This window comes from Gluconobacter sp. Dm-73, assembly GCF_018256215.1.
In the GTDB taxonomy this organism is placed as follows: Bacteria; Pseudomonadota; Alphaproteobacteria; order Acetobacterales; family Acetobacteraceae; genus Gluconobacter; species Gluconobacter cadivus.
In genome coordinates this window covers 1-21,187 of record NZ_JAERLW010000018.1, presented here as the reverse complement: position 1 = coordinate 21,187, position 21,187 = coordinate 1, and the positions used below count along the sequence as shown (strand labels likewise).

The window sequence follows — 21,187 nt, the reverse complement described above, 5'->3', positions numbered from 1 at the left end:
CCATACGATCGTCGTCTGACATCAGGGCTTTTGCCCGCTTTATGAATTCAGGCAGTTCGACAACGGTCTGCAGCTTTTACATTCACAATGACATATATGCCAGTGGCATATATGTCAAAGGCGTACAGCTTAGAGAGACGAGCGATATAACGGGCATTCAGACAAACAGCAGTCTTCAAACTGCAAGAAATATCAAAAACCGGCAGTTTTCCGCCATAAAACCTATGTCCGTTTTTTCTTATTATCGGACATAGGGTAGAATGCATAAAATCCTCCCCAAAAGGCCCTTCCGATGTGCTGGCCTGAAGCCATCTTCAGTAGACAATGGCGCCTCGTGGAAAGTTGGTTCCATCGCTTCTGCCATGCCGGGTGTGAGGAATTATACCCCCGCACAGGCCTGCAATCCTTTATCGGTTTTGCGGCGGCTTTGGGGGGGGGAAGCCGACAGTCAGCTTTTGAGCAGTGGCTGGAGATAGCTGCCGTCCCGAAGACGATGGTGAAAGGGAGCCGTCGTCGGGATCAGCTGTTTTGCTCCCCAACGGAGGAGCGTCTGTACAATAATGGAACACAGATCAATGGTATGACTTTTGCAAAGGGGCCTAAGCCTCATCATCGCTATGGTCATTTGGAATGACATGCATACCTCTTGGATGTTCAAGAACCCATCTATGACCGGAGCGTACTAAATCTCCATGAATAGTCACCATCTGACGTGCTTCATGAGCACGTACAGCCTCTTCATAGTGATTAGAAGGTAAGGTCGTTTTTATAGACATCAATTGGTTGTCAATATACGCTTTCAGGGTAACACGACCACTATCAGAACCAAGCTGTCTGTCCAATCCTACGACAAAAGCTTCCAGATGCTCGTCGGGACGAGGCTCCATAGCCCGCAGCACTCTAGCAGCCTCACGAAATATTTCACCTTCTGCCTCTGAAAAGCTAATAACGCATCGTGCTTCTGGTGTTGGCCTTGTTCGTGCCCATGTGACGGATACTTCTAGGCCCTCGTTACGGGAAATCAGGATAGACAGAGCATCGCAAAGATTGGCGCTTACTCCATCCTGAATTGCTTGATGAAACGCACTGCTTCCACTCCCACGGACGATTGCTTCAGCGGCTCGACGGGAGGACGTGAGGGCTCCAACCAAGGTGCGTGTTACTTTTCGATCAAAGGGTTCTTCAGAAGGAAGAGGCCAAAAAGAAGCTTGGGTTCCTATGTCCAGAGCGGGTGGCACTGGAGCTAGTAATGATATGATAAAGCTGCCTTGCTCTGTTTGGCCAAGTTTTACTCTTTCCATATACTCAGAAGCGTCTTTAACCTTGCCAGCCCGGTAAGTTGCTCGCGGCTCCTTGGCCGCGCATGCTGCAGATAGAAGCAAATCTCGTCCTTGAATGACGAGTTCTACGCCTGCATCAATCGAGATTGCTCCATCACTATCCGCATATGGAGATCGTAAGCGGACAACATCTTTGTCTGCACTCACAAGATCTCGATAAATTTGCAACTCGTCCCGATTTTCTTGCTTTGATAGCAATCGCAGGATATCACTAACAATTGTAGGATAATCTGCAAGATTGTCTGTACCAGGTAGAATTAACTCAGGTTTTCCAGCACATTCATATACGTCACTATGCTGGCCGTAACTATCGGTACGATACCAACCTTCTGCTCTCACATAAGCGACCATCGCGGTCGGTGAGACAGCTTTCAAAGCCTCTAAATCTATAATTTTTGTTTTCATCAAACGGTACCGCTTCGTGATCGGTCCATTAGGAGGCGTAGCGATTGAATGTGGAATCTATTTGTTGTCGGTATGTAAATGGTTTGTCCGGTTGCATTTTCACAATCCGGGTAACCACGAAGTGACATCCAGTAAGCACAGTGCCTTATCACTAATTGATCACTGGAGAGATTTATCCAATCTTCCCTATTTTTCGGTAGTTTCATAACTAGTAGTAATCTTGGTGTTTGTGTCGCTATGTTCAACAGGTTATAATTTCTTTTTCGGCAGAAATAAGAGATCGTCTCAGCGCTATCATCGATATTTATGCTTGCCTTTAATTGTAAATCTATTTTTGGTCGAAACGAGTCTCCGGCTTCGATAGTTATGTCGATACCATCACGGTCAAAATTCTTATGAGCCACTACGTAGCCTGCCATGCTGGCTACGGCAGTCACGTAAGCTTGGGAAAGCGCTTCTTCAATATCGGTATCTGCAAGAAGGGTATCGGGCATGGTGTCATAGTTAGTGACATGGGAGTATTGTTTCTACAAGAAATTATCTTCCTTCACTGAACCGTCCCAGGATCGGTGAAGACCGGCTCCTTGCGCGTCCTGAGCCACTTCCGCGTCGAGGAAGCGGCCTGGCCGTGCCACGGCGTCCGAGAAGTAGGCGGAAGGAGCCATCCCCCAACGATCTGGGTAGTCTGTTACGACTTAATTGCTTTTTAGCCTGCGAGGACGGAATTTTTTGCCTTGCGTTCGGCAAGGGATTCCAAGGGGCTGGAAAGCCCGGTGTCCGGCGAGTTATCCGCATATTCTGGAATTTTCCTATTGGCTTTCGGGTCGTATTTCTTACCTCCCACAAAGAGATTTAGTTTGTCGGTGCTAGATGGAGGATGTAATTGGAAAAAAACATAAAAGATGGTGACGCAGAACAACTACTGCCGCGGCAGATCAGGTTGGTTCAGTCCCTCGCTGATTTCCAGATGGCATGCAGTGCCATGGAATTTATATGTGAACTTGACGAAGATCGCCTCGTTACTCGCGTTGAGCGACGGCGCTATCGATGTTTTGAAGACACCGCTGTAATTGCCTATGGGCGCGCCTTCACAAATGCTAATAATTTGCCTTTGCTTAGTTTCAAACAGATCAAGATTAGCCCCAGCTCTGACGAACGTGCTCTGCATGAGCGACTGTTAGAGCGGCGCAACAAGGTCATAGCTCACTCCGATGCTGATCGGCAGCGCATTAGCTTCACAACCGAATGCTTCAGTTTGGAAAACAAGCTGGTAATGATGCCACGTTGGGACTTCGACGATGCGCTGGAATTTTTTGCTGAGCGGGAGGCGTTGGTTGCGTGGTTTGGCACCCTTATATCGGCGACTAGCAAACGTCTATTTGAACAAGTGCAAAGCATGTCGGAGATACGCTTCGTTCGTGATCATACTTTGATTGTAAGTTCCGGTGCAGAAGAGGGCTAGGATTCAAAGGTACTATGTATTCGCCTACGGACTAAGATCACTAATTAATCGGGCACAAGGCCAATACGTTACCAAAATCCTAAGCCTCGCGTGAGGAAATGTAATAGATCACAGCGGGGTGTGAGCCACCTCTCGGCAGAAAGAAGTAATGCGGGTGTTGCTCGCCAATATCCCCAGCTACTTTATGATGGTCGTAACGGGGCTGCGTGTCCGGTCGTAAACGAAAGTCCGCTTTTAAGACGGGCTCCAAAGAGCTTGAGCGTCCGGCATGAGGCGATTACCGCCTGTCTGCTGTGTTTTTTCTGAGCCGACAGACGGTCAATCATGACGAGTAAAAAAAACTCATTCATGAACTCTTCTCTCATCCGTGCAGCGCAGATCTGATCCGTCAATATGCACACCAGATCCACACTGAAGAACTGGAGGCGTCTGGACTGTAAGCGTGATTCCAGAGGCACTTCCGCTAACATGACTAAGCTGAAGCCCAGTCCGGGCCGACAGTCGAACATGTCTCAGAGTCAGCCGCTCCATCGGTGCCTCGGGCAAGCCCAACACGACGCCAGCCGTCTCGGCATCTGTCGCAGCTATATCTGTTATGGTGACATCATGAATATGCGGGGTCGTGGATGTTACCGGAGCAGCGGGATCGTTCATTAACGCAGTCTGCTGCATTCCCCCCGGCTGCCCTGCATAATAATCACTGATCGACAGCGGAACCCGGACATGGTCCATCGTCAGGTGTTCCGCACTAATCCAGCCAATATCTCCGCCGCGATCCCGCCCAGACTTAATCCGCAGTCCGGACAGCGTGCTCTGAAACGAGACGTCAGAAATTCTGATATGATGGGCCCCATTGGCCAGTTCACTGCCAATGGACAGACCGTGTCCTTCGCCAAAACGAGACTGTGTAATGCTAATATCGCTCGCAGCCCGGCCCGGCTGCATCAAACCGGACTTGATGGCGATGTTGTCATCTCCTGTCGCAATATCGAGAGTACTCATCGTGACATGATCCGAGGAGACAAGATCAATACCATCGGTATTCCGAGACGAGGCCGGGTTGCGGATCGTGAGATGATCGATCCTGATCTGACCGGAATCCCTCACGACCACCGTCCACATCGGAGAATTGGTCGCCATAACCCCTGAGATCCGTCCATGCTGCACATGCGAGAACTCAATCAGCCAGGGGCGTGGCATACCATTCGCAGCAGGAACTCCCGGATAGTCTGGCCCGTAAGGTAAAGGACCTGAGGTCTGCGTCTTGTGCGCCTGCACGGCTTGAGGCCACCAAACAGCAGCGCCATTTCCATCAATATGACCCTGACCAGTTATGGCTACGTCCTGAACGTCAATCGCAGAAATAAGGGCTTCACCGGGTTGCGCTGGATTCCCCAGAAAGGCCCAGTGGAAAAGATGAGTGTCCGAACTTCCCAGAAGGGTACTTCCCTTCTCTAAGTTCAGCGTGACGTGGTTTTTGAGAGATAAAGGGCCGCTCAACCATATTCCAGACGCCAACGACACCACACCACCGCCAGCCTCGCTACAGGCTGTAATGGCACGTTGAATGGCCGGACCGTCATTGGTGCGGCCATCATGCCGTGCACTATAAGTAACAGGATCACAGCGAGACGAAGCGGCATGACCGGTCATGGGCATGCACAACAACGCCGCGACCACTCCACCTAAAACGAGGCGCCTGTCTCTCATAGAACAGCTGCCTAAAACAGATTTTTGGTCCGACTGGTTGTGTTGTTGGCCAGCAATGCCTGTCACTTCCGCAGCCCCTTGATACCCAGCTCTTCCCACATCCAGTCAAAGCTGAAAGAGGACCCTGCCCCCTCACGCCCCAAGCCTGCTGTCGTGGCTTCAATCTGCTTCAACCAGGCCGCAACTTTCTTTTTCCCCGCCGCTGTTTTAACAGCCTGCCTCGGCGTGACACGCCCAAGCCCCGGAACAACCTCATCCAGAACACGGCGATAATGCTGCTCCAGAACAGCAGCCAGAATTTCCGCTTCCTCTTCAAGCGGGATCTCGTCTTCATGCACGTCCCCTCGGCCAGAGGTCCGCTGCTCTTCTATAGCCTGCTCAGCAGTCATAATCTGTGTCAGAGGAGATCCAATCAGACTCCCCAAGGTGTTGCGGAGTAAAGCTGTACCTTGCTTAGCCCGCGTTTCTGAATCGACCTGCAATTTCAGCTGACGGCCTTTCAGTTCAAGGTTCCCCAAAACAAGACCACCATCATCCAACGTCGTGCTCAAAAACTGAGCTTTGCTGTCTCCTGCCTTAGAATTGGCCTCAGGAACATGGCCACCCGCCTGACGCGTCCAATTCCAGATCATGCGCCCCGCATGCTGCAAACAAGGTATCGTCTTCAAAACCTCAGCAATGCTCTTCTGAGTGCTTCCCTTGCTGAGAGGAAAACACACGTCATGAAAGACCAGGTCTTCGCCATCGCTGTTAAACAGAACGGGTGGCTCGGAGGCGCTCAGCATGTTTTCCATAGTTCTAAAGAGCCAGGTCAACGTGAAGACCGGAGCCAGATCACGAAGCACATCTGTTTTGATCTTTGGAAACTCAGCCTGCCCCCGCTTACGCTTGAGAACCTCGCGTAAATTCTCAGCCAGATCTTCGCAAGCCTGCTGAGAATATGCCAACAGACCCCCTGCCAAAACCATTTTGCCATCTTCAGAAACAAGGCGTGCGGCGATGCGTTCCCAAGGCTTTAGGGACTGTGTGGCTGAGCGCTCATGAACCAGAACAGGATCACCACCCCGCAACAGGTCACGAACCATCATGCTTTGACCCGGCACGATCTGCGAAACCTCATACAGGCTCATGACGGCCTCTTTGAGGCCCCGCATATAAGCGCTTTTGCGTGGACCTTCTTTCCAGCCCCGTCGTTTCAGATAGACCTCAACGAAATTTTCGTTATCCCAGTTCTGCCCCAAGAAATCTTCGAAGGCACAGCCCCAGAGTGACATGGCCGCACCCTGCCCTAGGATATCTCCCAGGTCTTCGAAGCTGATATCCGCCGCCTCCAAAGCCGGTCCCAGATGCTCACCCAACACCTCTTCAAAACAGGATTGCCACTGATCCTGCTTCAGATATCCGATAAGCCCTGTCAGATTGTCAGCGTTCATAAATGCGACGACCTCCACTATTGTTCTGCGGCGGAACGGCAAACACCCTGTTTACCCGAGACAAAGAGAGTATCGTGCATAGCGGTTTTCTCCCGTCCGATTAAGGGCACCGAGAGATACCAGATCGGCCAGATCACGTGTCGCGGTGGCAGATGTGGCGCCGGTGATGGAACGATAGTTCTGGGCACTCAGACCGCCTTGGAAGCCGTCAGGCCCTTCTGCCAACATCCGAAGCAGAACCTTTTCCTGACGAGTGTTCAGCTTGTCACGGAGGCGATCCAGAAAACGCGTTTTCTCAATCAAAAAACGAATATTCTGAAGCGTGCGAGACTGGGCTTCCAGAACGACATTTCCAAACCACCCCATCCACGCATCAATGTGATTGGTTTCGCTGGCACGATGCAATTCGAGATAATAAGCTTTCTTGTGTGCATTGATGGTTGCAGCCAGTGCTGTAAGCGTCGGGGCCTCAAGGCTTTGCGCTAATGCTTTCTCAGCAAGAGCCCGTCCGATACGGCCATTGCCATCTTCGAAGGGATGGATGGTCTCAAACCACAAATGTGCAACCGCCGCCCGTTCGATAGCAGGGAGAGGCTCCGCTCCGGTTGGCGCTGTTTTGTTAAACCACTCAACAAACTGCGCCATCTCGCTCGGCACATTTTGTGACGGCGGAGCTTCAAAGTGGATATGCGGCGCATGGATAGGGCCTGAAATAATCTGCATAGCTTCTGCATGCGCCCGATATCCGCCGATGATTTCCAGATCACGCCGCCCATTCATCAGCATGGCATGCCAGTCGAACAGGATTTGGTCGGTTAAAGGAGCCGCATAATGCCGATAGAGATCAGCCATCAATTGAGCTGCTCCTGCTTCAGCAGGCGTGGAGCGTCGCTTGTCTGTAGCAAAGCCCAATTGTCGGGCAATCGAGGATTGCACACTGGCCCGATCGAGAACCTCACCCTCAATGGCAGAACTCTCGACCATTTCCTGTGAGATCAGCTGAACGATGAGCTGCTGATTGGCGTCTTTGTCCAGATGCTGCATCGCGCCCACGACAACACCTGAACCTTTCAGGAACTGGCTCTCAGCCTCGCGCAAAAGACTTTTCTCAAACTGAAACCGTGGCCAGTCCGGACGCTGCCAATTCCAACACATGATCGATACCTCAACCTTCTATCAATCACTTTAACTGTAAAATATGATTGATAGAAGCGAAACTTATCAATCACCTGGAGGGATCGAAGAACTGTTGGTTGATACGCTTGGCTGGTGATTTTTGGCTTTTAGCGCTTTGATCGACGGTGCTTTGGGTTATTTTTGATCTGCGTTTTGAGCAGATCGGAGGCTGTTACCCTCTGGATAGCTATGCTTTGGTGCTGATCCTCTCGAGGAAGAGGAAGCGGCGTATATTGTAGACGATATTGACTAGCCCGATCCTCATGGTGGCCTGAGTTATACCGACAGTTCGAATGAACAATCCCGTCTGCGATTTCTGGTCGGAAAAGACATGCTCGACGCGTGATCGGATCACCGACTTCCCTGCATTAGATCGCTGGCTATGCCGGGGCATCGGTTTGAGATGCAGCTTTTTTCTGTGAACCTTTGAGGCAAAGCCGTGCTTTTTCATGAAGTCTTCATTGGCTTTTGAGCAATACGCCGTGTCAGCCCAAACCGTTGAGGCCGTATTGGTTTGATCCAGCAGCCTTTCTCTCAATCGCGCACCATCACTGGCGGCGGCGTGCGTCGTTTTCCATTTGCGAATGAACCGGAACTTCCGGTCGATGGAGACATGGGACTTGTAGCCAAAGAACGGAATGGCCAGATCCGTTGTGGGGATCGTCCCGTCATCCTGCCGCTTCGCCTTCTTGAACTTCAGTGTCCATCGTGCATGACGATCCTTGCGGGACAATCTGGATGGCTTATCCTGCCAGTCTTCAGGAATACGCCCTGCCCGGAGGTCGGCTTTCTCAGCGTTGGTATTGCGCTGTTTTGGAGCAGCTACCAATGTCGCATCCAGGATCTGGCCGGACATCGGCAGATAACCGGCGTTCCGCAGAGTTGCATCAAACCGGTCAAACAGCCTTTCAATGGCTCCCGCCTGGGTCAGGCGTTCACGGAACAACCAGACCGTTTTGGCATCAGGCACCCGATCTGAAAGCCCCAGACCAAGGAAACGCATGAAGGAGAGGCGATCGTTGATCAGATACTCTGTCCGTTCATCGGACAAATTGTTCAGCGTCTGGATCACCAGGATTTTGTACATCAGTACCGGATCAAAGGGCGGAACACCTCAAAATCCACAGTCTGGGAAAACGCTTCAAGCTGATCGCCAAGCCCGCTCAATCGAGCAAGCCGCTTTTCAACATCAAAGAAACCAGACTGCTTCATCTTCCAGCATCCCCAATCAACGCACGAGAAATGAAATCACACAGAAAGCCTCAAAACCAGAGGGTTTTTCGAACCCTCCATCTGCCTCGCTGCAACCGTCATCTTCTGGCTACGAGTCCTGAGTCCTAATCAACCGCGCTTCACCACAGAAAACGAACTGCCTGTCCTGTCGGGCAATTGCAATCAGTGTCTGATTCATTTTCTGGGCCAATCGAAACGCACGATCGGTTGGAGCTGAGACGGCGACCACCATCGCCATACCAGCCCGCACAGTTTTAAGTGCCATTTCGTATGAATAGCGACTGGTCAGAAGACAAAATCCGCTCCCAAAAAGACGATCATCGCACATCCATGCACCAATCAGTTTATCAAGCGCATTATGGCGGCCGATATCTTCACGGATCAAAAGGATTTTCCCATTCTGGTCTGCCCAGGCTGCTCCATGAACCATGCGTGTCGTTGCATTCAGGGTTTGCCACTTTTCAAGATCATGCAGGGCACGCAAGATCGCAGTCGGCGCAATCTTGGTGTTGATGGGAAAAGGCACCTCTTCATGGGCATCAACGGACAACACGGTGTCAGTCCCGCAAAGACCACAACTTGAATGGCCGGTGTGGGCACGGGGCCTGCGTCGTAGCAGGATTGAAAGACGGTCTCCTGAAATCGTAACGTCCAAGGTCAGACCATCTTCCCCGTCCAGAACAGAGACGGAGCGGATCTGATCCTTATCCGTAATGATTTGTTCGGTAAGACAGTAGCCATAGGCGAAATCCGTCAGGTGATTTGGGGTCATCATCATCACCCCGTGCGGAACAATGCCATTAAAAACGAGCCTGACCGGAACTTCATCGGCAATATTCAGAACGATTTCTTCCTCTGGGCGACTAAGGAGAGTTGCCGTTCGACTTTGAAATAATGGCGTCATACGCCTTTCCCACTGATACTGCCTACCAGGACTGCAACGCCCGCTCCCAGCAAGAAAAAGCTTGTATGTACTCTCATAGCTCTTTGCTTGCCCGATACGGCTTCCACTCAGCCCGCAATCCGGATTGGGGCTGCAGACGTCACACTTGGCACAACCCTAACTGGAACAGCCTTGGCCGCTGGCGTACCGCTGATTTCATCGAAAAAATCAAGTGGTAGAAGAGGATTCAATTCTGGATAATAGCCCGCAATAGATCCACGGGACATTGGATAATCCAGAATGGTCAGCCCATCGACATAGCGCCGATATCCATCGTCACTGTAGGTTTCTAGGCCCACGACAGCCCCGTTTTCCAATCCTCGCGCTTCACGATCTTCCTTGTTCATAAAGATAACCATGCGCGTATTATACACCCCCCGGTACCGATCGTTGTTGCTGTAGATTGTCGTGTTGTACTGATCGTGTGAACGGATTGTGGCCAGCCGCAACATTGCCGGATCATCAATCACGTCATCCACCGTCAGCCCCGGCAAAACAAGAAAATTCGCTTTTCCATTCGGTGTCATCCAGACACGACGACGAGGCGGAATATCGAGATGAAACCCGTGAGGGTCTTTCATTTTTTCCGAGAACCCCGTGTAAATCGCCGGATAAACCTCAGCAATCTTGTCCCTGATTAAACTATAGTCTTCGATATAGTCTGCCCACGAAATTTTTGACTCTGGAAGAGTGGCCATAGCCACCCGACAGACGATTTCAGTCTCAGGCCGCACATCGGGGCTAACCGGTTCGAAAACGCCACGCGAAGGCGTAACGTTCGACATTGCATCCTCAATGGTCACGAACTGTTCACCCGCTGACGTACGGATAATCTCTGAACGAGCCACAACAGGCAAAATAAGAGCTTCCTTGCCATGGATCAGATGCCCGCGATTGAGCTTTGTTGCGATCCCCACCGTAAGATCGAGCTTTGCCATGGCAGCATAAGACCGTTCGGTATCAGGAATTGCGCGGACAAAATTCCCGCCCATACCAAAGAAAATCTTGGCAGTCCCGGCTTCCATCGCTTCAACAGCCTCAATCACATGATGGCCGTGCTCGCGTGGTGGCTCAAAACCGAAAACATCTCTTACGCGATCAAGATAAGCCTGTGTTGGCTTTTCATCGATGCCGACCGTGCGGTCCCCCTGGACGTTGGAATGTCCCCGGATCGGCGCAATGCCCGCACCTTTTTTACCGAAATTCCCCTTGAGCAACAGAAGGTTCGCAACCTGCTGGACAAGTTGGGATCCTTCCTGATGCTGCGTTATGCCCATCCCATAACACATGATCGTCGCGTTGGATTTGGCATAAATTCCGGCAATCCGACGGATCTGCGCTTCCGATATGCCAGAAATACGGGTGATATCTGTCCAGGAAACTGACATGACGTCAGCGCGCAGAGCTTCCAGCCCTACTGTATGCTCAGCAATAAAAGCATGATCCAGCACTGACTCGCCGCGATCTTCGGCCTCGAACAGCGCGCGCATCATCCCCTTGAAGATTGCCAGATCGCCACCAATACGCACATGAACGAATTCACTGGAAATGGGTGTCGAACCAAACGTGCCCATCTGCAGGATATCCTGCGGTTCCGTAAAACGGATCAGCGCCCGTTCAGGCATCGGATTGATCAGAACGATTGGGATGCCGCGCTTGCGAGCCTCCACAAGGTTCGTCATCATACGGGGGGAATTGGTTCCGGTATTCTGCCCAATGACAAAGATGGCTTCGGCATGGTCGAAATCCGCCATGACGATCGTGCCTTTTCCAATCCCGATCGAGGAAGGCAGCCCGCGGGATGTCGGCTCATGACACATATTCGAACAATCGGGGAAATTGTTGGTCCCGAACTCGCGGACAAAGATGGAATAAAGAAAAGCGGTTTCGTTAGCCGTTCTACCGGACGTATAGAACTCTGCCTGATGGGGACTTTCCAGCGCCCGAAGATGCTTTCCAATCAGGGCATAGGCATCATCCCAGGCAATCGACACATATTTGTCGCTTGCAGGATCATAGCGCATAGGCTCGGTCAGGCGTCCCTGCATTTCCAGCCAGTAATCGCTACACTCCATGAGCTCCGTGACAGTATGCTCTGCAAAGAACTCTCGTGTCACACGGGCTTTGGTAGCCTCATGCGCGAGGGCCTTTGCGCCATTCTCGCAGAATTCAAGTTTCTTTCGGTGATCCGGGTCGGGAAACGCACAACTGGGGCATTTGAAACCACCCGGCTGATTCATGGCAAGCAGGCCGCGTGATCCTTTGACCAGAACGCTCTGCTCCATCAGAACCTTCGCGGTTGCACCGGCCGCTCCCCAGCCGCCTGCAGGGTGATGATAAGGCTTAAACTCGGACTCTCTGTCTTTGCTCATGATATCAACCTTCCCCTTGAAGGACGCCAAACTCCTTCAACGCAGGTACAAAATTTTCGTTCTCATGTTTCGATCTGGCGAGCTTGATCAATGCGAAACGTTGAAGCGGAGTTAACGCAGCCCATTGTTCCGGTGTAGGTGATGGAACGGCGTCTGCCTCAGCCTGAGACGAAACTGCCTCCGGCATCTGGTTCTTCTCTCGCCAGTCTTCAAATGTCTGCGACGGGAGGAAACTGACAGGCTCATCTGCTCGAACGTCAATCAGATCCTCGACAAGAGTGCGATAGGCGGTCTGTTCCTGAGCCGTCTCACATGGTTCCTCTACCAAATGGCTCCTCTCCTCGCGCAACAGACGGCTCCACTGACGAAGCGTCATTTTGATTCCCACAAGGTCGAGCTTCTGTCGTGCGATCATTGGAATACATCGCAAAGAGCCTGCAAAATCCCGCTCGAATTCAAAAATCATAGGATTTTCAGACATTGTATTTACCTTTGCGATCATTGTGACGAATGATAAATCGGTTAAAGAATAATTTCTCTTACTTTAATCAATTATAGTTTTATTGTTTTTATTAAACATTAAATACACTATAAGGAAATATTGAGTTCATATTATTCAAAATATTTTAAAGTGAGTCCTTCTTTTCTTCTTTCAAAAAAGGACGAACGACCTGTTCGGAATGTCTATCAAGAGGCATGCGTTTGTTCTCAATGGAGACTGGGTGGTCGTCCGATCCTATCTCGATGACTTCTTTCCTAAATATTTTCAAACCTCTTCCAAGATCTCCCATAGTGGACGATAGACGTTTCCCGCCACCAAAAACAATAAGAACAACGACACAAACGATTAACCAATGCCAGATACTGAGAGAGCCCACGAATTTCCTCATTAAATTTTTCTATATTTTTCCCCCTTTAGGAATATATCTAAAGGGGGAAAAATAGTCACACAGGTGTAAATCCCGGCCGATTAACGGGGAATTTTGAAAGCGTTTCTGCAGAAATATTCAAGGTCTGGCGAACCATTTCCGGCGGAACATGCGTGAGCCAATCGGATAAAGAGACTTCGGCGAATCTGTCTGACTTAAAGACGGATATAACCTGAGCTTCTTCATCACCGACATTTTCGACGTAATGCCCGAGGCTCTTTTTGATATACCAGACATCTCCTGGATTAAAATCAGTCGTCTGTGCTTTGGGGCCTGTATTGAATACCGTGACCCTTACTTTGCCTTTGATCACAAAGGCCCATTCATCAGCATTTGGATGCCAATGCATTTCCCGCATTCCGCCCACTTCAATTGTCTCAAGTGCGGCAGCGACTGTTTTCGAAATGGGAAAGTTCCGGCTATCGGCAATCTGGGCTTGTCCGCCCTGGCTCCGTACAAGAGGTTTGGATTGGGAGAGGCGATAAATTACTTTTTCAGTTCCTGCGACAACGCGAGATTTCTTCTGATCCATTGCCAGATCGGGAGGAACATCGCCTTGGAAGATCCAGAGGTTGTTGAGTGGAATATCTTTGAATGCTTCTGCGGGTACGCCAAAATTCTTTGCAAGGACTTCAGGCGGTGTATGAGCGATCCAGTCAGTTACGAGAAGTGTATTGAATTCCGATGATTTTCCATTATCAAAAGCAAGAAGAAATTCAGCACCATCTGGTCCCAGACCCTGCAGAGAATGTGGGAGACCTGGAGGGAAATACCAGAGATCGCCTGCTTCGACATCCTCTACAGTGGGACGCCCCTGTTCATCTAGCGTTGTAATGCGACATTTTCCGTAGAGCATGATTGCCCATTCAGCCTGCTGGTGCCAGTGCATTTCACGGATACCACCAGCACTCAAACGCATGTTGACGCCGGAAATGTCTTCCGAGATTGCAAAATCATCCTGCGTCACTTCGCGAGCCCATCCACCGTTCTGGATACGACGATGTGCATTATTAAATGACGCCCAGAAGAGTGGCATGCCATCCACGTCTGTCGGCGGCGGCGACTGAAAGCTCGGAAACTGCGAAGCAAGAGCTGGATTTTGGGGGCCAGGGTTTGTCAGGCTTGAAGGCGTTTTCGCATTAACTGCGCCCTGCGGAGGACGATCTGGATTTCCAAATGTTGCTGCGTGAGCAACTCCGGTAAACCCGAGCGCACTAGCAGCAGAAAGAAAACCGCGACGTTGCATGGAACTCATTGTTACTTCCTTTTCTGAGTCCCACTGACAATGGATGTTTGCGCAAAAAAGAACTATTGTACTTTGGTTTAATTGGATCGTCTGAGATTCACCTATTGCTTCTGAGTGAAGATTAATCTTTCACCTATTCTGGTGGTAACGTGTAATAGTCTCATCTCGAATGCCCAGAAATTCGGCGATTCTTACGAATTCAGCCAAGGATTCCGCCTGCATCTTTTTCATGGCATTTGCACGATGAATCTTGATGGTAATTAGGCTGAGCTCAAGGCGAGCCGCTATTTGTTTGTTCATTAAGCCACTCGCGACCAAAGCCATAACTTCTCGCTCACGAGCGGAAAGCTGTTCATAGCGGCATTCAATGTCGGTGCGTTCTTGAGCGATTTGTCGCCTGTCGTGCGAAGCTTTCAAGGCGGTATTGATCGCCTTCAGTAGAGCGTCGTCAGTGAATGGTTTGGTTAGAAAGTCTATTGCTCCGGCTTTCATTCCCCTGACAGCCATTGGGATGTCACCGTGACCCGTAATGATAATGACTGGTATATTGATACCTGACTGTTCGAGTGAAGCCTGAAATTCAAGGCCATCAATATTTTTAAGATGTATGTCGAGGATAAGGCAGCAATCACCAGATGGCAGGCCTGTATCAAGAAATTCTGACGGTTCTGAGTAAGTCTCTACACAGAAATCCCAAGAGCGAAACAGGCTATCAAGTGATGCTCTGATGTCCAGATCGTCATCGACGACGATAATTGTCGCATTTTTACTCGGAATGAACTGCATTTCTTGGACTGTTACCTGTTGCTAATTTTCTTAGGAATGGGAAGCGCAATCGTCACAATAGCGCCATAGGGCGTACGATTGGTTGCGTTAATGGTTCCATCATGCGCACAGACTATCTCGCGACAGATCGAAAGTCCCATGCCCATTCCTTGTGCTTTTGTTGTAACAAAGGGGCGGAATATATCACCTTCATTAGGATTGTTGAATCCTGGCCCTGTATCTTCGAAACTCATCAGCGCGCCCGTTGAGGGCGAAATGGCTGGTTTGATGTGGATTTCGAGAACCCGCGCCCGGTCCGTAATAGCACTCATCGCCTGAATAGCGTTCATCATAATATTCATGATGACCTGCTGTAGTTGTATCCGATCTCCCGAAACCAGAGAGGTAGTCGGATTATGATGTGTCCTGATCTCGATCTGTTTCCCGCCGCTCTCCTTACGAAGAAGTAGCGTCACTTCGTTTATGATCTCTCCGAGATTCAATGCCGTATGATAGCTTGTCTCCTTTCTGGTCAGGGCACGTACACGTTTAATAACTTCTGCTGCCCGACTACTATTAGCTGCAATTTGGTCAAAAGAAGAAATAGCTTCAACAATGTCTGGCGAAGTTCGGGTCAGCCAGCGTTGCCCCGAATTTGCAAACGTCATAATAGCAGACAGGGGTTGGTTAACTTCATGAGCTATTGAAGCAGCTAGCTGTCCGAGTGTTGTAATGCGATCGGCATGAGCCAGTTCGGCATGAGCAGCGCGTAATTTCATCTGCGCTTCATTGCGTTCTGTTACATCAAGTGCCATTATAAGTACTCTTCGGAATTCGACATCAGCTGTTGGGCGAGTGACGCGTAAAACCACATCAACCTTCCGCCCATCCAGAGCAGTCAATGTGGTTTCAACAGTGTAATCGAGATTACCATTCGCGATACTGTATAGGATATCGATCCAAATTTTGGGCTCAGAAAATAGGAGTGATATAGATGTCCCCGCCATATCACGCGGGTTGGGGTGGCCCGTTAGATTTGCCCCGGCGTGGTTCGCGTCACGGATATACGGCTTGTCTGCGAGTTGTCCGATGAGCTCCTGAAAAGCCTGTAGAGATAATTGGGATGCAGAGTGTGCTAGAATATTGATGATCGAACAGTCGACTTCATAAATAGCGAACCCAACAGCCTGAAAAATTGCACTATATTGCTGCTCGGAACGATTGCGTTCAGCTGCCGCCTGTTTTTGCTCTGTTAAATCTGCCCCAAATTCTATAACACCGCAGGCCTTGCCGCTACTATCGATCCGTGAAATCCAACGGACATTCAGGACAATCCACTGACCATCGCGACGTCTTCTCGTAATCTCTCCACTCCACTGGCCAGCAGCTTGAAGCTCTTCTGCTGCGGATGAGGAAATATTCTTCCCGTGGAGTAACGCTGTGCCTTTGCTGCCAATAGCCTCCTCGGGGCGCCAACCATAGAGTTTAGTAGCACCATCATTCCAGCCGATAATGGTATCTGCAGCATCCCGGACAATGACTGTATCGTGTGTGAACGCGAGCATACGTACCTGCTCAGAAAGCGCATCTCGGGTACGTCGATCACGCATAGAGAGCATCGTTGCAACTCCGATCGCCGTTATACTGACTGCGAGCCTGAGATAGGCACCATCAAGTGGTTCTCCAAAATGTTTGATCAGAAAGGAAATACAGGTCAGGCCGATGCAAATGGCCCCAGTAAGAATAATAGTGCGTAGCTTAGCAGAATTGGCTACTAAAAGGATAACCAATACATAGAGCACCGCGAATGCATCACGTAACAGCGTCATTGTGTTTATCAAAAATATGAATAACGCAATGACGCCAGCCGCGACGCAGAAGCCGTATGTCTGGAATTTTTCTGAGTCTTTGCCTTGCTTCAACGCAGACACGGTTATCTCATCAATCTGGGCGTTTTTGCTTGTTATCATTCTCTGGGAATGCGGCAAAGCAACCCCTCATAGACGAACGTCATGACGCTGGAAACTATGGGACGGCGATTTTCCATTCAAGCTAAACGATTAGGGGTTTTGTTTTTGAAAGCGCACTGATCGTCTCGTCATCCACGTTAAGATGCGCCTTCACCATTTCGGGAGGAGAAAGAGCGAGCCATTGATTTGCAGAGAAGTCTGTAAAGACAGGACTCTTGAACGCTTCGAGAAACACAAGAGGCTCGTTTCCAATATTTTCTAGATAATGACCCATGCCAAAGGGAACATAACCAACGTCTCCGGCACTGTAGTCGAAGGTCCGTGCTTTTCCCCCAGATGCGAAGACAGTCATTCTGGCTTTTCCGCGGATAAAGTACTGCCACTCATCATTGGTGCTGTGCCAGTGCAGTTCGCGTAGCCTGCCAGGCTCGACAACAACAATAGCCGCAGCAATCGTAGAGGCTGCTGGAAAATTTGTGGAATCAACAATTCTAACCTCTCCCCCTGCTACTCGTATGGGAGATTGCCTCATAAGCTTATGGGTATATCTGACCGGTGTTTCCCCTTGAGGAGCCTGCACCTTGTCCTGCTCGAGAGGACCGGGAAGTTTTCCGGAAAAAATCCAGCGCGTATGCTCTACATCTTTAGGGAAATCTTTGAATTTACTTTCCGGCACCCCGAAATTCTTCGCCAGAATGTGAGGAGGTGTATGGATTAGCCAGTCACTTATAAGAAAAGTCTCGTTTTCTGAAAAACTTCCGTCATCAAAGACGAGTAAAAATTCACATCCGTCGTCATCCAAACCTTGAATGGAATGAGGAATTCCAGCAGGAAAATTCCAGATATCCCCGGCTTCAACATCGTCCATAAAGTTTCGTCCATGAGGATCAATCGCCGTGACGCGTGCTCGTCCTGACAGCATCAGACCCCATTCAGCTTCTTTATGATAATGAAGTTCCCGATATCCTCCCCTGTTAAGGCGCATGTTGACAGCTGATAGTGTGGTAGCGACCGGGAGCTCGCGAACAGTGACTTCTCGTGCCCAGCCTCCTGTTCCAAGTCGATTTCGTGCCATCGCATAAGAGAACTTTAAATTCGGGATAGTGCCAGCATCTGTGTCAGGAGATGCCAATAGATCAGGATTTTCGTTCTCTAGAGCTAAATTGCGTGGCCCCTGTATCGTCCCGCCACGATTACCACGAGACGGTTGAGGTTGTCCTGAGATAGAAGAAATGTTCCATGGCAATTCATTGTTCATCACATCTCTTCCTTTCGAAAAAAGGGTGTCAGATATAAAACTGGGAAAATAATAATCTTAAACCCGAGTATCGAAACATGTTATCGATCTTAATAACATTATACCTTAGTATGATAGCGGTTATAAAAATTTTGTTTATTATATTTCAGGTGTTAAATAACTATTTTTCTCCAAAGCCCCGGATATAATTCATTTATGAAAAATAAATATGCGCCTCTTAATATATTAATTATTAGAGATATTTATAAATACTATACCAACGCAAGCATTATGTTGATCACTTTCTAATCGGTGCATCAATCTCTAAAGAACGATTATGCAGATAAATATTCAGATTGAATAGAAAATTTTTCCTGATGAAACGCCTTGTAATTTCCACTGTGATAGCCATTTTTTTTGCAAACGCGCTATTTTTACCTAAAGCAAAGTCACATACGAAATCGAGTGCACTAGAACTGGAAAAGGTATCGGGTTTGGCCTCCCGCATTTCCGTTCCCAAATCTAAAATTCTACAAAATCGGCTTAAAGTGCCTGCGCTTCAGCCAGTGGCTCCAGAAAATATTGTTGTTAAAATGCATCGTAGGCGTTCGGTTGACGGGGTAACTGGCCTGCAACCTGGAGGGGGACTGATCAAACCCGAAACAGCAGCAAAATCTGTCAGCACAGTCAGCCGAGACTTCATTCAGAAACAGTCACCAGCTCAAAATCCACTTCAACTTGTTGAACTTCTCCCCGGTGTTGTCGTCGGCTCTGCCGACCCCTTCGGTCTAACGGGAGGCACAATCTCAATACGTGGGCTTGATCAATCCGAGATGGCCATGACTTGGGAAGGCGCACCGGCAACTGATATCGGGATATACACGATCGACACATCTGAATTCGCGAGCAATGAAGATCTGGAGGATGTGAGCGTTCAACAGGGATCACCAAATTCAGACACACCGACGATCAATGGGTCTGGGGGATTGTTATCGTTCCGTGACCGCGACCCATCGCGCAAAATGGGAGGATTAGTGGCACTCGGCTATGGTTCGTTCAACTATCATCGCGAATTCGCACGATTTGATACAGGCGAGATCGGCCATAGTGGCATACGCACATACGTTTCCTACGCCAATCAAAGAGACAATGCCTGGCGCGGCCCTGGACACGACTCAATCTGGAATCTGGACTGGAAGGCTGTCAAGGAATGGGGGGTCGATAACAGGATCAGCTTCGTCGGGGCATACCGCCACTCTATTGAGAATACGTGGCCATCCATGACGATGGCAGATTGGAAGACTTATGGCCGCGGCTTCACTTGGGATCGTCGATATAACTTCGGACCCGAAGGTGAAAATTATTGGCGCCTCAACCGCAATCCCTATGATAACATGCTACTTAGCGCCCCGTCACATTTCACTCTGACAAATCACTGGAGTGTTCATTTTACGCCTTATTTCTGGCACGGCGAAGGGAATAATTCGGCTGGTGCCTTCATAAATAATACGAACGGAAATTTCCTGGGAAACGAACCTCTTACACAGGTCCTTACTCTTCCTCACGCGCAGCCAGCCAGCAACGGGACCGAAAATGCCATGACCCTTATGGCCTACCAGAATGTACAGTACCGAGGTGGCTTCACGGCCAAAACGAACTACAGGTTTGGCAAGCATCACGATATCTACCTCGGATGGTGGTTTGATTATTCAAACGACCATGACTCTGCCGTTCTTTCGCCAGTGAACTATAACGGTATGCCACTGGATATTTTCGGGACCAAGGGCAATATCAAGCTCTCTGATGGCCACCTTCTAGCTTATCAGAACATTTCCACCATTACGACAGTCAATGCTCTTTTCGCTGGCGACCATGCGACTTTCCTCAAAGGAAAGCTGGTTATGGATGCGGGGATTAAACTTGCAATGATCAACCGGAACGGCACCAACGAGCTTCCCGGGCCTCAATACAAGGTGGTTCTCAATGATTTTCAACCGCTTCCAGCTCTTTCTATGCGCTATAAATTTAATAAAAGACATCAGATATTTGCCAACGTCTCGACTAGTTTTCGCTCTCCCTCAACTTCTACACTTTACGATGCATATTACGGTCATGGTATCTCGTACCAAGGCGTGAAAAACCCCAAGGACGAATATTCCATATCCGAAGAAATTGGATACCGTTATAATGGTCCGATTCTTGTCTTCAGCGCGACTTACTTCCATTACAATTTCACGAATAGGCAGATCCAAAGTGCAGTGACCGGCACGAATGGAGGCGTTACCGTCGATCTTAACGCTGGTGGCCAGACCTCCAACGGGGTGTCAGTCGAGCTAGGAACCCGACCAATTCACCACTTTCGACCCTATCTGTCTGGTCAGTATTTGCATGCCACGATCGACAATAATATTTCTGGTTTACCAACGGCTGGAATGACTGCAGTACGTTCCCCGCGCTGGACAGGGGCGCTCGGTGTCGACTGGGACGACGGAACATTCTTCTGGAACTACAATATCAGGTATGTCTCGCATCAATATTCGACTCTCATGAACGACGAATACATCCCTTTTTATTATGATATGAATGCCACTATTGGGGGACGACTCCCCAGTTTTGGCCTATTGAAAAAATCGACAATTCAAGTGAATTTTATCAATCTGACTAACAATCACTACCTTTCTGGCATTCAAACCGTAACAACAAATGCCAACACAACCCATGGCGTTTCAGGTAGCGCACCAGACTACCTTGTGGCACCGGGAATTGCTGTGATTGCTACCTTGAAAGCGGGATTTTAAGTATTTGATATTTCTTTACAGTAAGGTTATTACGTGGCCAATGTGGTGTCCATCTATTGTAGAAGTGGCCCCCATTTTTCGGACAGAGTTGTAAGAGCCTGTTTGGAAAATCACGGGTGAGCATTTCTGCGCATGAGATTGGCGCCCATGGCGACGAAGATCATGGCC

The 21,187-nt window shown here is 49.5% G+C and carries 15 protein-coding genes and 1 pseudogene; 2 read left to right on the top strand and 14 right to left on the bottom strand.

Translation table 11 applies throughout. From position 1 onward, the window contains the following. Positions 1-599 precede the first annotated feature (599 nt). Both JK176_RS14565 and JK176_RS14560 read right to left on the bottom strand, forming a co-directional pair. Positions 600-1,745 (bottom strand): hypothetical protein, encoded by a 1,146-nt coding sequence (locus tag JK176_RS14565; RefSeq protein ID WP_077804026.1) that lies wholly within the window; start codon positions 1,743-1,745, stop codon positions 600-602. Next, a complete protein-coding gene (locus JK176_RS14560; RefSeq protein WP_077804025.1) occupies positions 1,745-2,239 on the bottom strand; it encodes a DUF4365 domain-containing protein in 495 nt (164 codons plus the stop codon). Before JK176_RS14560 ends, JK176_RS14565 begins: the two co-directional genes overlap by 1 nt. 389 nt (positions 2,240-2,628) lie before the next feature. On the opposite strand from JK176_RS14560, the gene JK176_RS14555 reads away from it, so the two are divergent. Then, on the top strand, positions 2,629-3,207 hold the full coding sequence (locus JK176_RS14555; RefSeq protein WP_211588354.1) for a hypothetical protein: 579 nt from the start codon (positions 2,629-2,631) through the stop codon (positions 3,205-3,207). 342 nt (positions 3,208-3,549) lie between these two features. Here the strand turns inward: JK176_RS14555 and JK176_RS14550 are convergent, their stop codons facing one another. The 12 genes and pseudogenes from JK176_RS14550 to JK176_RS14495 form a co-directional block, all read right to left on the bottom strand. After that, a complete protein-coding gene (locus tag JK176_RS14550; protein ID WP_211588353.1) occupies positions 3,550-4,866 on the bottom strand; it encodes a glycoside hydrolase family 28 protein in 1,317 nt (438 codons plus the stop codon). A 113-nt stretch (positions 4,867-4,979) separates the two neighbouring features. Next, a complete protein-coding gene (locus tag JK176_RS14545) occupies positions 4,980-6,350 on the bottom strand; it encodes a hypothetical protein (protein WP_211588352.1) in 1,371 nt (456 codons plus the stop codon). Between the two features lie 51 nt (positions 6,351-6,401). Beyond that, positions 6,402-7,505: a Fic family protein gene (locus JK176_RS14540; protein WP_211588351.1), complete on the bottom strand. Its 1,104-nt coding sequence runs from the start codon at positions 7,503-7,505 to the stop codon at positions 6,402-6,404. A gap of 208 nt (positions 7,506-7,713) precedes the next feature. Further along, positions 7,714-8,738, bottom strand: a pseudogene (locus JK176_RS14535) (IS5 family transposase). Positions 8,739-8,847: 109 nt separating this feature from the next. Then, complete coding sequence (gene fdhD / locus JK176_RS14530; protein ID WP_211588350.1) at positions 8,848-9,663, bottom strand: formate dehydrogenase accessory sulfurtransferase FdhD; 816 nt, start codon at positions 9,661-9,663, stop codon at positions 8,848-8,850. Positions 9,664-9,770: 107 nt separating this feature from the next. After that, positions 9,771-12,074, bottom strand: a complete 2,304-nt coding sequence (locus JK176_RS14525) for an FdhF/YdeP family oxidoreductase (RefSeq protein WP_211588349.1) — start codon at positions 12,072-12,074, stop codon at positions 9,771-9,773. Positions 12,075-12,078: 4 nt separating this feature from the next. Beyond that, positions 12,079-12,540 (bottom strand): nitrate reductase associated protein, encoded by a 462-nt coding sequence (locus JK176_RS14520; protein ID WP_211588358.1) that lies wholly within the window; start codon positions 12,538-12,540, stop codon positions 12,079-12,081. Positions 12,541-12,700: 160 nt separating this feature from the next. Continuing rightward, positions 12,701-12,964 carry a twin-arginine translocase TatA/TatE family subunit gene (gene tatA / locus JK176_RS14515; protein WP_249194539.1) on the bottom strand — a complete coding sequence of 88 codons (264 nt, stop codon included), beginning with the start codon at positions 12,962-12,964 and terminating at the stop codon, positions 12,701-12,703. A 55-nt stretch (positions 12,965-13,019) separates the two neighbouring features. Beyond that, positions 13,020-14,258, bottom strand: coding sequence for a cupin domain-containing protein (locus JK176_RS14510; protein WP_249194538.1), 1,239 nt, complete (start codon positions 14,256-14,258; stop codon positions 13,020-13,022). Between the two features lie 120 nt (positions 14,259-14,378). Then, positions 14,379-15,035, bottom strand: coding sequence for a response regulator transcription factor (locus tag JK176_RS14505; RefSeq protein WP_211588347.1), 657 nt, complete (start codon positions 15,033-15,035; stop codon positions 14,379-14,381). An 11-nt stretch (positions 15,036-15,046) separates the two neighbouring features. Next, positions 15,047-16,945, bottom strand: a complete 1,899-nt coding sequence (locus JK176_RS14500; protein ID WP_349291942.1) for an ATP-binding protein — start codon at positions 16,943-16,945, stop codon at positions 15,047-15,049. Between the two features lie 121 nt (positions 16,946-17,066). Next, a complete protein-coding gene (locus JK176_RS14495) occupies positions 17,067-18,242 on the bottom strand; it encodes an oxalate decarboxylase family bicupin (protein WP_211588346.1) in 1,176 nt (391 codons plus the stop codon). Positions 18,243-18,598: 356 nt separating this feature from the next. Here JK176_RS14495 and JK176_RS14490 point away from each other — a divergent pair, with 356 nt between their 5' ends. Continuing rightward, a complete protein-coding gene (locus JK176_RS14490; RefSeq protein ID WP_249194537.1) occupies positions 18,599-21,019 on the top strand; it encodes a TonB-dependent receptor in 2,421 nt (806 codons plus the stop codon). Positions 21,020-21,187 lie beyond the last annotated feature (168 nt).

Excerpts from the sequence above, each read along its gene's own strand:
- JK176_RS14495 (WP_211588346.1), bottom strand. The coding sequence starts at position 18,242 with ATGAACAATGAATTGCCATGGAACATTTCTTCTATCTCAGGACAACCT.
- JK176_RS14525 (WP_211588349.1), bottom strand. The coding sequence starts at position 12,074 with ATGAGCAAAGACAGAGAGTCCGAGTTTAAGCCTTATCATCACCCTGCA.
- JK176_RS14545 (WP_211588352.1), bottom strand. The coding sequence starts at position 6,350 with ATGAACGCTGACAATCTGACAGGGCTTATCGGATATCTGAAGCAGGAT.
- JK176_RS14490 (WP_249194537.1), top strand. The coding sequence starts at position 18,599 with ATGAAACGCCTTGTAATTTCCACTGTGATAGCCATTTTTTTTGCAAAC.
- JK176_RS14540 (WP_211588351.1), bottom strand. The coding sequence starts at position 7,505 with ATGTGTTGGAATTGGCAGCGTCCGGACTGGCCACGGTTTCAGTTTGAG.
- JK176_RS14520 (WP_211588358.1), bottom strand. The coding sequence starts at position 12,540 with ATGATTTTTGAATTCGAGCGGGATTTTGCAGGCTCTTTGCGATGTATT.
- fdhD (WP_211588350.1), bottom strand. The coding sequence starts at position 9,663 with ATGACGCCATTATTTCAAAGTCGAACGGCAACTCTCCTTAGTCGCCCA.
- tatA (WP_249194539.1), bottom strand. The coding sequence starts at position 12,964 with ATGAGGAAATTCGTGGGCTCTCTCAGTATCTGGCATTGGTTAATCGTT.
- JK176_RS14560 (WP_077804025.1), bottom strand. The coding sequence starts at position 2,239 with ATGCCCGATACCCTTCTTGCAGATACCGATATTGAAGAAGCGCTTTCC.
- JK176_RS14565 (WP_077804026.1), bottom strand. The coding sequence starts at position 1,745 with ATGAAAACAAAAATTATAGATTTAGAGGCTTTGAAAGCTGTCTCACCG.
- JK176_RS14550 (WP_211588353.1), bottom strand. The coding sequence starts at position 4,866 with ATGCCCATGACCGGTCATGCCGCTTCGTCTCGCTGTGATCCTGTTACT.
- JK176_RS14505 (WP_211588347.1), bottom strand. The coding sequence starts at position 15,035 with ATGCAGTTCATTCCGAGTAAAAATGCGACAATTATCGTCGTCGATGAC.
- JK176_RS14510 (WP_249194538.1), bottom strand. The coding sequence starts at position 14,258 with ATGAGTTCCATGCAACGTCGCGGTTTTCTTTCTGCTGCTAGTGCGCTC.